The 12,572-nt window shown below is 63.1% G+C and carries 9 protein-coding genes; 7 read left to right on the top strand and 2 right to left on the bottom strand.

Features of this window, described 5'->3' with window-relative positions; genetic code table 11:
- Positions 1–318: 318 nt before the first annotated feature.
- The 7 genes from RX328_RS13555 to RX328_RS13525 all read left to right on the top strand — a co-directional run bounded on the left by RX328_RS13555 (position 319) and on the right by RX328_RS13525 (position 8,626).
- Complete coding sequence (locus RX328_RS13555; protein WP_213252866.1) at positions 319–774, top strand: hypothetical protein; 456 nt, start codon at positions 319–321, stop codon at positions 772–774.
- A 409-nt stretch (positions 775–1,183) separates the two neighbouring features.
- On the top strand, positions 1,184–4,030 hold the full coding sequence (locus tag RX328_RS13550) for a bifunctional transaldolase/phosoglucose isomerase (RefSeq protein ID WP_213252867.1): 2,847 nt from the start codon (positions 1,184–1,186) through the stop codon (positions 4,028–4,030).
- A 12-nt stretch (positions 4,031–4,042) separates the two neighbouring features.
- Positions 4,043–5,038 (top strand): phosphogluconate dehydrogenase (NAD(+)-dependent, decarboxylating), encoded by a 996-nt coding sequence (gnd, locus tag RX328_RS13545; RefSeq protein ID WP_213252868.1) that lies wholly within the window; start codon positions 4,043–4,045, stop codon positions 5,036–5,038.
- 6 nt (positions 5,039–5,044) lie between these two features.
- Positions 5,045–6,556: a glucose-6-phosphate dehydrogenase gene (gene zwf, locus RX328_RS13540; protein ID WP_213252869.1), complete on the top strand. Its 1,512-nt coding sequence runs from the start codon at positions 5,045–5,047 to the stop codon at positions 6,554–6,556.
- 3 nt (positions 6,557–6,559) lie between these two features.
- On the top strand, positions 6,560–7,315 hold the full coding sequence (gene pgl, locus RX328_RS13535; protein ID WP_213252870.1) for a 6-phosphogluconolactonase: 756 nt from the start codon (positions 6,560–6,562) through the stop codon (positions 7,313–7,315).
- Positions 7,316–7,337: 22 nt separating this feature from the next.
- The gene (locus tag RX328_RS13530; protein ID WP_213252906.1) at positions 7,338–7,826 is read left to right on the top strand and encodes a gluconokinase; all 489 of its coding nucleotides are present in this window, start codon (positions 7,338–7,340) and stop codon (positions 7,824–7,826) included.
- Positions 7,823–8,626: a Cof-type HAD-IIB family hydrolase gene (locus RX328_RS13525; RefSeq protein ID WP_213252871.1), complete on the top strand. Its 804-nt coding sequence runs from the start codon at positions 7,823–7,825 to the stop codon at positions 8,624–8,626. The genes RX328_RS13530 and RX328_RS13525 overlap by 4 nt, the downstream gene beginning before the upstream one ends.
- 116 nt (positions 8,627–8,742) lie before the next feature.
- Here the strand turns inward: RX328_RS13525 and RX328_RS13520 are convergent, their stop codons facing one another.
- Complete coding sequence (locus RX328_RS13520) at positions 8,743–10,542, bottom strand: glycoside hydrolase family 15 protein (protein ID WP_213252872.1); 1,800 nt, start codon at positions 10,540–10,542, stop codon at positions 8,743–8,745.
- Between the two features lie 72 nt (positions 10,543–10,614).
- Positions 10,615–12,561, bottom strand: coding sequence for a 4-alpha-glucanotransferase (gene malQ / locus RX328_RS13515; protein ID WP_213252873.1), 1,947 nt, complete (start codon positions 12,559–12,561; stop codon positions 10,615–10,617).
- Positions 12,562–12,572: the final 11 nt, after the last annotated feature.

Raw genomic sequence — 12,572 nt, 5'->3', positions numbered from 1 at the left:
TGCAGCAACATTTTTCACCAGGGAAGTACTGAGCAATATGTAAGGGGTTTTTTGGGGATTGTGAGCAGGTGCGGGGCTCGAATCTGCGTCCGGCCTGGCAAGGCGAAGGCGGCAAACGTCGCAATCCCGGGCTCTGAACGGGGGATAAACGCCGAATTTATCGCACATTCAGGCCTCTGGGCGGGCCGCGCTGACGCAAAATGGCCAAATATCCGTCAGGCCAGTCGCGAAGCTCCGCGTTTGAATGCACCCGGCGACGCCTGCAACTAAAGTAATACGCCGTGCGTTAAATCCGAGTCTGCCATGAAACATCTCTGGATGGCCGCCGCCGTTGCCTCCCTCGTCGGAGCCGAGGCCTGCCACGCCCAGGATGGTGTCCGACAAGGCCAAAGCCAGCGCATTCGATGCCCGAATGTTCGGCGGCCAGCTCAGCCAAAAAAGGCTTATGCCTGCTTCGTGCGTCGTTATGACGCCAACGATCTGGCGCAGCATCCGAAGCAGAAAGTCAGCGCGATGGAGCTTTTGGTGACGGTCGAAGACGCGCCGGAAGATAAGACCGTGAATTATTCCTTCCGTCTCGGTTTCAAATATCGCCACCGAGCCGGCAATTTCGAGTCCAGCGGCTATTGCAATCACATTGTCGCCGAAAACACCGGCGGTGAAATTCGTCTCGGCTGCCGCGTCGATTGCGAAGGCGGCGGCATTGAAGTGGCGATGACCGCGGCGGCGTGGTGCGGATCGCCGAACTGCAATCGCAAGGTTATCTTTACCTGAGGCCGTGAGGCGTTGCTGATTGAGGTGAACAATTCACGTCCCTCATTTGACAATTTGGTCGCCGCACTTTCGCCGCTCCATCGCGCTGAATACGTCTTGTCTTCTGATCCAGGCCGCACAAAATCGCAAGACAGACCGGAGGCGAGAAACGAAGGCTCATGACGGGCTTCTTCACGACTTCGTGCATGCGCCCGTTGGTGTCGCCATTCCGAACGCTGGTTTGACCGATCTGCCAGGATCGCAGCGGGCAAGAACGGACTTTCCGGGATCGAACCGAAGCCACTGGCGTTATCGTCCCGGACCGCTCCATTCCATCCGGCTGCATGCCCAACCAAATGTTGACTTTCTGGCCCTGTCCCCGAAAGCTGCCGGAAGCCCAAAAATCGACTGATCGAACAGAACAGGCACCATGAATCCCGTCAAAGCACTCGAAAATCATGGCCAGGCAATCTGGCTCGACTTCCTCGCCCGCGGCTTCGTCGCCAAGGGCGACCTCAAGGCGCTGATCGACAGCGACGGTGTCAAAGGTGTGACGTCGAATCCCTCGATCTTCGAAAAGGCGATCGGCAGTTCGGACGAATATGACGGTGCCATCAGCCACGCCCTGAGGGCGGGCGACCGCCCCGTCGCCGACCTGTTCGAGGCGCTCGCCATCGAGGATATCCAGAACGCCGCCGACGTGCTGCGCCCGGTGTACGACCATTTGAACGGAAACGACGGCTTCGTCAGCCTCGAGGTCTCGCCCTATCTGGCAACGGATACCAAAGGGACCATTGCGGAAGCCCAACGGCTCTGGAACGACGTCAAGCGTCAGAACTTGATGGTAAAGGTGCCGGCCACGCCGGAAGGCCTGCCCGCGATCGAACACCTGATCGGCGAAGGCATCAGCATCAACATCACGCTATTGTTCTCGCAAGACGTCTATCGCGAGGTGGCGGAGGCTTACATCGCGGGCCTGGAAAAATACGTCGCCAAAGGCGGTGATCCCTCTCACGTCGCCAGCGTCGCGTCTTTCTTCGTCAGCCGCATCGATACCGCGGTCGACAAGCAGCTCGACGAGAAGATCGCGAGGGCCAATGACCCCGGCGAGAAGGAGCGGCTGAGCGCATTGAAGGGCAAGGTCGCCATCGCCAACGCCAAGCTCGCCTACCAGGACTACAAGCGGCTGTTCGCAGGGCCTCGCTGGGAAAAGCTCGCAGCCAAAGGCGCCAAGCCGCAACGGCTGCTGTGGGCCTCCACCGGCACCAAGAACAAGGACTATAGCGACGTGCTTTATGTCGAGGAGCTGATCGGCCCCAACACCGTCAACACCATGCCGCCGGCGACGCTGGACGCATTCCGCGACCATGGCAAGGTGAGAGATAGCCTGGAAGAAAATATCGACGACGCGCGCCGCGTGCTGGAAGAGCTCGAAAAATCCGGCATCTCGCTCGACGCCATCACGGCCGAGCTGGTCAAGGACGGCGTCAAGCTGTTCGCGGACTCTGCTGACAAGCTCTATGGCGCGGTCGCATACAAGCGCGCGACCTCGCTCGGCGGCGGCATCGACCGGCAGCAATTCGCGTTCGGCGATGGCATCGGCAAGGCCGTCGAGAAGAGCACCGAGGAGTGGCGTGCATCGGCCAAGATCCGAAGGCTGTGGCAAAAGGACAAGTCGGTCTGGACCGGTGACGACGAGAACAAATGGCTGGGCTGGCTGAACAGCGCGGCCGCCGCCAACGTCGCCGACTACGAGGATTTTGCCCGCCGCGTGAAGGGGCAAAATTTCAGCGACGCGGTCGTGCTCGGCATGGGCGGGTCGAGCCTCGGACCGGAGGTGCTGGCGGAGACGTTTGCCAAGAAATCCGGTTTCCCGAAGCTGCATGTGCTCGATTCCACCGATCCCGCGCAGGTGCAGGCGATGGAGGAGACCGTCGATCTCGCCCACACGCTGTTCATCGTCTCCAGCAAGTCCGGCGGCACCACCGAGCCGAACGTGATGAAGGATTACTTCTTCGATCGCGTCGCCAAGACCATCGGCAAGGACAAGGCCGGCCATCGCTTCATCGCGGTCACCGATCCCGGCTCGTCCCTGGAGAAAGTCGCGATCAGCCAAGGCTTTGCCCGCATCTTCCATGGCGATCTCACGATCGGCGGGCGCTATTCCGTGCTGTCGCCGTTCGGACTGGTGCCGGCGGCTGCCGCCGGCATCGACGTTCGCAGCCTGATCACGCACGCGCTCGCAATGGTGCGCTCCTGCGGCGCCGACGTGCCGCCGCACGAAAACCCGGGCGTGCAGCTCGGACTGGCGATGGGCCTTGCCGGCCTTGAAGGCCGCGACAAGGTGACGATTACCTCGTCGGAGAAGGTTGCCGATTTCGGCGCCTGGGCCGAGCAGCTGATCGCCGAATCCACCGGCAAGGACGGCAAGGGCCTGATCCCGATCGACGGCGAGCCGCTCGGCGACCCCACGCTTTACGGCGACGACCGCTTCTTCATCGATATCCGGACCGAGGGCGAGGACGATGCCTCGCATGATGATCGGCTCCAGGCGCTCGAGGCGGCCGGCCATCCCGTCGTTCGCATCGTCATGAAATCGATCGACCATATCGGTCAGGAGTTTTTCCGGTTTGAGATGGCGACCGCTGTCGCGGGTGCGATCCTCGGCATCAATCCATTCAACCAGCCCGACGTAGAAGCGGCCAAGATCAAGACGCGCGAGTTGACGCGTGCGTTCGAGAAGACCGGATCGCTGCCGGCGGAGGAGCCGGTGATTTCGACCGACGAGGCTGATCTTTACACCGACGAGCACAATGCGGCCGAGCTGCGCAAGGCCGGCGCCGACGGCACGCTTGGCTCCTGGGTCAAAGCGCATCTTTCGCGCTCCGACAGCGGCGACTATGTCGCCCTGCTCGCCTATATCGCGCGCAATCCCGGCACGATCGGCTCGCTGCAAAAGATGCGGCTTGCTGTGCGCGATAAGCATCATCTGGCGACCTGCGCCGAATTCGGCCCGCGCTTCCTGCACTCGACTGGCCAGGCTTACAAGGGCGGTCCCGACAGCGGCGTGTTCCTGCAGATCACGGCCGACGATGCCGAGGATTTGCCGGTGCCCGGACAGAAGGCGAGTTTCGGCATCATCAAGGCGGCGCAGGCGCGCGGCGATTTCGACGTGCTCACCGAACGCGGCAGGCGTGCGCTGCGCGTCCATCTCAAGGGCGATCTCGGATCGGGGCTGTCTGCGCTCGATGCCGCGATCGCAGAAGCGCTTAGTTAGGGAAGTCAGAACATGCAACTCGGCATGATCGGCCTCGGCCGGATGGGCGGCAACATCGTCCGCCGGCTGATGAAGAACGGCCACACCGCCGTGGTCTACGACAAGGACGCCAAGGCGGTCGCCGCACTCGCGGCGGAAGGCGCGACCGGCGCTGACACGCTGGAAGATTTCGTGGCGAAACTGGAGAAGCCGCGCACCGCCTGGGTAATGCTCCCGGCAGGCAAGATCACCGAGACGACCATCGAGGCATTGGCAAAGCTGATGCAGCCCGGCGACGCCATCATCGATGGCGGGAATACGTTCTGGCAGGACGACGTCCGCCGCGGCGCGGCGCTGAAGGCAAAAGGCCTGCACTACCTCGACGTCGGCACCAGCGGCGGCGTCTGGGGAATCGAGCGCGGCTACTGCATGATGATCGGCGGTGACAAGGCGGTGGTCGACCGGCTCGATCCGATCTTCAAGACGCTGGCGCCGGGCGTGGGCGAGATTCCGCGCACACCCGGGCGCGAGGGCCGCGACCCGCGCGTCGAGCAGGGCTATATCCATGCCGGGCCGTCCGGCGCCGGACATTTCGTCAAGATGATCCATAACGGTATCGAATACGGCCTGATGCAGGCCTATGCCGAAGGGTTCGATATCCTGAAGAACGCCAACATCGACGCACTGCCGCCGGAGCATCGTTTCGCGTTCGACGTTGCCGACATCGCTGAAGTGTGGCGGCGCGGCAGCGTGATCCCCTCCTGGCTGCTCGATCTCACCGCTTCCGCGCTTGCGGAAAGCCAGACGCTCGACACCTACTCCGGGTTCGTCGAAGATTCCGGCGAAGGCCGCTGGACCGTCAACGCCGCGATCGACGAAGCGGTACCGGCGGAAGTGCTGACGGCGGCGCTCTATGCGCGATTTCGTTCGCGCAAGGACCACACCTTTGCGGAAAAGATTCTTTCGGCGATGCGGGCCGGTTTCGGCGGCCACAAGGAGCCGCCGAAGAACCTCACTTCAAAGGCGTGAGCGGTCATGGCGGTCGGTCAAACAACACAGAAGAAGCCCGATCCCTGCTCGTTCGTCATTTTCGGCGTTACCGGCGACCTCACGCACCGGCTGGTCGTCCCTGCCCTCTATAATCTCGCCGCCAGCGATCTCCTGCCGGACCGGTTCTGTCTGGTCGGAGTCGCGCGCAAAGGCATGACGAACGACAAACTGCGCGAGAGCCTGATGAAGGGCCTGCGCCAGTTCGCGACCCGGCCGGTGGACGAAGCGATTTCGCGGCGTCTTTTGGACTGCCTGACCTGCATCGAAGCCGATCCCAAGGATCCGGCTTCATTCGACGCGATGAGCAAGCAGCTCGGCGAGCTGGAGACCGCGCGAAACACTGGCGGCAACCGCCTGTTCTACTTGGCAACACCGCCGAACGCATTCCTGCCGATCAGCCGCGAGCTAGGCCGCACCGGCATGCTGGCCGAGAACGGCGCGTGGCGGCGGCTGGTGGTGGAAAAGCCGTTCGGCACCGACCTCGCTTCCGCCAAGGCGCTGAACAGCGAATTGCTCAAGCTCGTCGATGAGCACGAGATCTACCGGATCGATCACTATCTCGGCAAGGAGACGGTGCAGAACATTTTGGTGCTGCGCTTCGCCAACGGCATGTTCGAGCCGATCTGGAATCGCAACCATATCGACCATGTCCAGATCACGGTCAATGAACAGCTCGGCGTCGGCCACCGCGGCAGTTTTTACGACCAGACCGGCGCGCTGCGCGACATGGTGCCGAACCATCTGTTTCAACTGCTGTCACTGGTGGCAATGGAGCCGCCGATCCGGTTCGACGCGCATTCGGTGCGCACTGAAAAGGCGGACGTGCTGGCCGCGATCCAGGTCCAGAGCGAGGCCGAGGCGTTGCGGAATTCGGTGCGCGGGCAATATCTGGCCGGCCGGATCGGCGACAACGAGATTGTCGACTACCGCAAAATCGAGGACGTCGCGCCCGGCAGCACGACCGAGACCTATGTCGCGCTGAAACTGATCATCGACAACTGGCGCTGGGCCGGCGTTCCCTTCTACCTGCGCACCGGGAAGGCGCTCGGCATCAAGCGCACTGAAGTTGCGATCAAGTTCAAGCAGGCGCCGTTCGCGATGTTCAACTGCACGCCGGTGGAACGGCTGGCGCAAAACTACCTCGTGATCGGCGTCGCGCCCAACGAAGGCATCGCGCTGCAGTTCAACACCAAGGTGCCCGGCCCCTCGATCCTGATCGACGGCGTCGAGATGAAGTTTCGCTACAAGGACTATTTCAAGGCGGAGCCTTCGACCGGCTACGAGACGCTGATCCATGACTGCATGATCGGCGACAACATCCTATTCCAGCGCGCCGACAGCGTCGAGGCCGGCTGGAAGGCGGTGCAACCATTCCTCGATGCCTGGAAGAAGGCGGGGAGCAACGGGTTGAAGGTCTACAAGGCCGGCAGCGAAGGCCCACAGGAAGCGAACGAACTGTTGACCCGCGACGGCCGAACCTGGCGAAAGCTCGGGTGAGCGATGACAGCGAACGACAATCGCCGCGTGATCGCGGTCGCCGATCCGGCCGCACTGGCCGAGGCCGCAGCCGAACGCGTGCTGGCCAGGATCGAGGCCAATAGCGGCCGCGTCGCGATTTGCCTGACCGGCGGATCGAGCCCCAGACAGCTCTACCAATTGCTCGCAACTGATACCTATCGCAGCCGGATCCCATGGCAGCGCGTGCACTGGTTCATTGGCGACGAGCGCTTCGTGCCGGCGGACGATCCGCTCAACAACATGGGCATGGCGCGAGAAATTTTTCTGGATAGCTGCGCGCCGGCGGCAAACATCCATCCGACTCCGACCGCGACCGCCGACCCGACCGATCCGGACCGCTGCGCCGCGCTTTACGAACGGGAACTGCAATCGTTCTATGGCGCAGACACGCTCGATCAAGCCCGCCCCTTGTTCGATCTCGTGTTGATGGGTGTAGGTCCCGATGGCCACACCGCATCACTGTTTCCCGGCGATCCCGCGCTCGATGAGACCGCGCGCTGGGTGGTCGGCGTGCCACGCGCGAATGTCGAGCCGTTCGTCCCGCGGATTACCCTCACGTTGCCCACCCTTGCCTCCTGTCGCGAAATGCTGTTCGAGATTGCGGGCGCCGAGAAACGTGCGACCTTGACGCGCCTCTTTGCACGCGAGAACTTGCCTGCCAACCGCGCGCGATCCACCGGGGAGACGGTCTGGCTGGTGGACCGGGATGCGCTTCCGGAGGATTTTGGTGGGCGATAGGACTCCTAGCGCGCTGGTGGTGATGGGCGTTTCCGGTTCGGGCAAGAGCACCATCGCCGATCATCTCGCCAAACGCCTCGGCTGGCGCTACGAGGACGGTGACCGGTTTCACCCGCCAGACAATGTAGCGAAGATGAGCGCCGGCCACCCTCTGACCGACGAGGACCGCTGGCCATGGCTGCGGGCGATCGCCGACGAGATCGACCGCCTCGCGGCATCCGGCGAGCACGCCGTGATCGCCTGCTCGGCGCTCAAGCGCGTCTATCGCGAGATTCTTGTGCACGGCCGCGATGATGTCCGTATCGTCTTTCTCGACGGAACGCTGGATCTGATCGCCGAGCGGCTTGCCACCCGCAAGGGCCATTTCATGCCGCCGGGCCTGCTCGCCAGCCAGTTCAGGACGCTGGAGCCGCCGGGCGCGGGCGAGCGGCCGATCATTGTATCGATCGATGCCCCGGTCGAGAACATCGTGGATGACATCGTCGGTCAATTGAACCTGGTTCCCCAATGACACGTATCGCGCTCGTTGTTTCCGACGTCGACGGCACCCTGTTGACGCACGACAAGGTCCTGACTGATGGCGCCAAGGCGGCCGTGCGCAAGCTGCATGCGGCCGGCATCGGCTTCACCATCGTCTCCAGCCGGCCGACCATCGGCATGGGTTTTCTGATCGAACAGCTTTCGATCGTGCTTCCCGTCGGCGCCTTCAACGGCAGCTCGATCGTAGATGCCGGGCTCAAGCCGATTGAGCAGCATCTGATCGGCTCGGCCGTGGCGCAGCGCAGCCTGGACGTGCTCAATGCCTTCGGCGTTGATATCTGGCTGTTCACCAATCAGCGCTGGTATGGGCGCAATCCCGACGGCGAGTATGTCCCGCACGAGAAGCGGGCCATCAAGGCGGACCCGACCATCGTCGCCGACTTCACGCCGCATCTCGCGGACGCCTGCAAGATCGTCGGCGCCAGTTCTGATGCCGAGCTGTTGCAGCGTTGCGAGGTGGCGATGCGCGAGGCCGTCGGCCGGGAGGCGACCGCGGTTCGCTCGCAGACCTATTATCTCGACGTCACGCCGCCCGGTCATGACAAGGGCACCTTCGTGGACGCCATGATCGGGCAGCTCGGCATTTCGGCCGCAGCAGTCGCGACCATCGGCGACATGGAGAACGATCTTCCGATGTTTGCCCGAAGCGGCGTTTCGTTTGCGATGGGCAATGCGGCCGACGGCATCAAGCGGCACGCGACGCATGTCACCGACAGCAACGAGCGCGACGGCTTTGCAGCGGCGATCGAGACGGTGCTGCGGCTCGGATAGGGCATGGCGAGCGCAGAATCGCAGGTGGGCAAAGCGACGCGTGCCCGCCATTTTCGAGCAAGACGTGAGACGGGCACGGCGCTGCGCGGCTTTGCCCACCCTACCGACCTCGCCAGCTATTTCGAGCGCTGCATCGCGGGCTTCTCGGTCGACTTCTTCGCCAAGCTGAGGTTCTGCGCGGTGTTGATCAACGCGATATGCGTCAGCGCCTGCGGGAAATTGCCGGTCTGGCGACGGGCCTCCGTATCGTACTCCTCGGCCAAGAGGCCGAGGTCGTTGGCGATCGCGACCACACGGTCAAAAAGTTCTTGCGCCTTGGCGAACTCACCCGCCAGAACATAGGCATCCGCCAGCCACAGCGTGCAGGCGAGGAACGCGCCTTCGGCCGGCTGCTTCTCCACTTCACGGGGATCGTGCCGCAACACGAAGCCGTCGCGCATCAGATACCGTTCGGTCGCCTCCAGCGTGCCGCGCACACGGGGATCTTCAGGCGGCAGGAACCCAACCGACGGCAGCAACAGGATAGATGCATCGAGCATCTTTGAGCCGTAGGACTCGACGAAGGCGTTTAGTTCGGGATCGAATCCCCTGGCGCAGACGTCGCGGTGAATGGCGTCGCGCAGCACCCGCCACTTCACAAGCGGCGCCTTGAAACCGAACATCTCCGCGCTCTTGATGCCGCGATCGAATGCGACCCAGGTCATCACCTTCGACGAGACATAATGCCTGCCCGCGCCGCGGCGCTCCCAGATGCCGTGATCCGGCTGGTCCCAGCGTCCGGCAAGGTGCTGCAGCACGGCGCATTCCAGCGCCCAACTTGTTTCATCCATTTCGAGCTTGGCCACGCGCCACTGGTGAAAGGCGTCGATCAGTTCGCCGTAGACGTCGAGCTGCAGTTGCGCATGCGCGGCGTTGCCGATCCGCACAGGACGTGCGCCTTCATAGCCGGGCAGCCACGTGGCCTCCCATTCCAGGAGACGCCGCTGGCCCATGATGCCGTACATGATCTGCATGTTGGCGGGAGAACCCGCCGCTGCCCGCAACAGCCAATGGTGCCAGGCGGAAGCTTCCTCGGTATAGCCCGAGTTCATCAGCGCCAGCAGCGTAAAGGTGGCATCGCGCAGCCAACAGAAGCGATAATCCCAATTCCTGGCGCCGCCGAGCTTTTCAGGCAGCGAGGTGGTCGGCGCAGCAACGATGCCGCCAGTCGGGGCATAGGTCTGCGCCTTCAGCGTGATCAGCGAGCGCATCACGAGATCGCGATACTCGCTTTGATAGGTGCAGCGGCTGCACCATTCGCTCCAGAACGCCTCGGTATCCTTCAACGCATATGAGGGATCGATAGGCTTCGGTACTGGCAGATGCGACGGACCGTAGGTGAGCACGAAGGGAATGGTATCGCCCTCGCCGACCTCAAAATCGGCCACCGTCGTCAAGTCCTCGCCACGGGTTTCCACCGGGGTACGCAAGACCGTCATGTCCTGCCCGCAGATCGCGAGCAGCGCCGAGCCGTCCTCGGTCTTCTTGACCCAGGGAATGTCGACGCCGAAGCCGAAGCGGATCACCAATTGCATGTGCATCTTGACCCGCCCGCGCACGCCGCGCACCAGCCGCACCACATCTGAGGCATTGCCGCGCGGCGGCATGAAATCGATCAGATCGACCGCGCCGTCAGCCGTCTCGAACCGCGTCTCCAGGATCAGGGTATTGTCCCAATAGCGGCGCGAGGTGCCGGTGACCTCCTCCACCGGTGCGATCAGCCAGCGGCCGTGCTTGTGGGTGCCGAGAAGGGCTGCAAAGCAGGCGTCGGAATCGAAGGCCGGCCAGCACAGCCAATCGATCGATCCGTCACGGCCGACCAGTGCCGCGGTCTCGCAATCGCCGATCAACCCGTAGTCTTCGATCCGGCACGACAAGGTGATTCACCAGCGGGGCCGAATGGCGTTTCGTGCAGCTGTCATCCCGCTCTGCCTTCCTCCTTGAGTTCGTCAGATCGCGGCGCGCGACCGCTCATGGGTTGCCGCCTTGAGTGCAGCGATGTCGACCGTGGACGTCATCTCCTCGATCGGCACCGGAAGCCGCCGCCGCCAGTTCGGATGCTCGTTGACAGTGCCGGGGATATTGGGCTGATCGACCATCCCGAGCAGATCCTCGAGCGAGACCGCGAGCAGCCGCGATTTGGTCCGTGCCAGGAAATTCGCGACCGAATAGAGATCATTGCGGTCGATGGCGGAATGACGCAACACTTCATCCAGCATGGCAAGTGCGTGCCACCGCGCATCGTCGCTCTCGCCCGGATCGATCCCGAGCGAGCGCTTCAGCTTGAGATCTCCGAACGAGCGCCAGCCGGCATAGGTCGAGAGATCATGGGTGTTGAAGGTCACGAGCGCGTTGGTCAGATAATGATCGATGTTGCGGAATGATCCGTGGTCATCGCGCTCGAACATCATCACGAGATACGACCAGATGCCCCAATCGGCCATCTGGTCGCGAAATCCTTCCGGCACGGTGCCGAGATCTTCGCCGATCACGACGCAGCGATGCGCGAGGCTTTCCAGCGCGGTCACCGCGAGCAGCGCCTCGAATGGCATCTGCACATAGACGCCGTCGCGTGCGGTGAAGCCTTGCGGCACCAGATAGAGCCGTTTCAGGCCCAGGACATGATCGAGCCGGATCGCCCCGGCATGTCGCATCGAGGCGCGCAGCATGTCGCGATACGGCGCAAAGGACTGACGCTCGAGCCCCGCCGCATTGAACCCGGCAAGACCCCAGGTCTGGCCGGCGGTGTTGAGCGGATCGGGTGGCGCGCCGACGCCGAGATGGCGGGAGATCGCGACCTGTTCATTCCAGGCGTCGAACCCGTCTGCCTGCACGCCGACCGCGACGTCGAGATAGAGCCCGACCTTCATGCCAAGCTTCTTCGCCAGATCGCTGGCCGCACCGAGCTGCCGGTCTGCGGTCCATTGCACAAATTCGACGAATTCGATTTCACCGGCGTCCGCGCCCTGGCGGAGAGCGGCGCATCTGGCGTCGTCCGGCTGCCGCCACTCCTCCGGCCATTCCCACCACGGCTTGCCGAATTTGTGCCGGAGCACCTCGAAGCAGGCAAAGTGCGACAGCAACGTGCCGCGCTCGGTGCGGAATTTGTCGAAATCCTGTTGGCGGACCGGATTGGCATTGGCCTTGAAGGCAGCAAAGGCGGAGCGAAGCGCGCGCCATTTCAAACCGGCGACACCGACGTAATCGACAACGTCGCCCGCCCGCAATGGCGCCAGCGCCTCGCGGGTTTCGGAATCGAGCCGATATTCGGGAAGCTTTTCGACGTCGATGTAAAGCGCGTTGAGAAACAACCGGCTGTTCGGCGAATACGGGCTGCAATCGCCCGGGCGATCGTCGAACAGGGCGTGCAGCGGATTGAGGCCGACGCCGTCGGCGCCGAGATGATCGGCGAGTTCGATCAGGCTTGCGAGGTCGGTGAAGTCGCCCATGCCCCAGTTGCGCGCGGAGCGGACGCCGTAAAGCTGGGCCGCGAGCAGCCAGCAGCGGTCGAACTCGCCGCCAAATGCCCGCTCCGGCGCCGAAACCAGCGGCACGTCCTCGGTAGTCGCGGCATCGCTCACCTGCAGCCGGTAGATGCCGAGCGGCAGGTCCCTTGGCCAATCGATGGCGTGATCGGAGCTTGCGCCATTGGCGATAACTCCTGAATCCGCAACGATTTTCCACTCCACGGGGAGCCTGGCTGTGGGGAGTTCGGTTCGCGACGGCCGTCCGGACCGGACCACGACCGGATGGCCGACCAGCGGTCCCGGCGCCGGCGGCGGCAGGGCGTCCAGGATAATTTTGAGCGCCGCCGCGTCTGTGACACGGCGATTACCCTGTCCATCCAGGAATTCGGTCTGAATTCCCTGGGCTTTAGCTTGAGCGAAAAGATCCATTCGGCACGTAC

This window comes from Bradyrhizobium sp. sBnM-33, assembly GCF_032917945.1.
GTDB lineage: Bacteria > Pseudomonadota > Alphaproteobacteria > Rhizobiales > Xanthobacteraceae > Bradyrhizobium.
Note: the sequence above shows the minus strand (reverse complement) of the source record. Positions and strands in the feature narration are given on the sequence as shown.

Coding starts and splice junctions, on each gene's coding strand:
- RX328_RS13555 (WP_213252866.1), top strand. CDS start 319: ATGGCCGCCGCCGTTGCCTCCCTCGTCGGAGCCGAGGCCTGCCACGCC.
- RX328_RS13550 (WP_213252867.1), top strand. CDS start 1,184: ATGAATCCCGTCAAAGCACTCGAAAATCATGGCCAGGCAATCTGGCTC.
- gnd (WP_213252868.1), top strand. CDS start 4,043: ATGCAACTCGGCATGATCGGCCTCGGCCGGATGGGCGGCAACATCGTC.
- zwf (WP_213252869.1), top strand. CDS start 5,045: ATGGCGGTCGGTCAAACAACACAGAAGAAGCCCGATCCCTGCTCGTTC.
- pgl (WP_213252870.1), top strand. CDS start 6,560: ATGACAGCGAACGACAATCGCCGCGTGATCGCGGTCGCCGATCCGGCC.
- RX328_RS13530 (WP_213252906.1), top strand. CDS start 7,338: ATGGGCGTTTCCGGTTCGGGCAAGAGCACCATCGCCGATCATCTCGCC.
- RX328_RS13525 (WP_213252871.1), top strand. CDS start 7,823: ATGACACGTATCGCGCTCGTTGTTTCCGACGTCGACGGCACCCTGTTG.
- malQ (WP_213252873.1), bottom strand. CDS start 12,561: ATGGATCTTTTCGCTCAAGCTAAAGCCCAGGGAATTCAGACCGAATTC.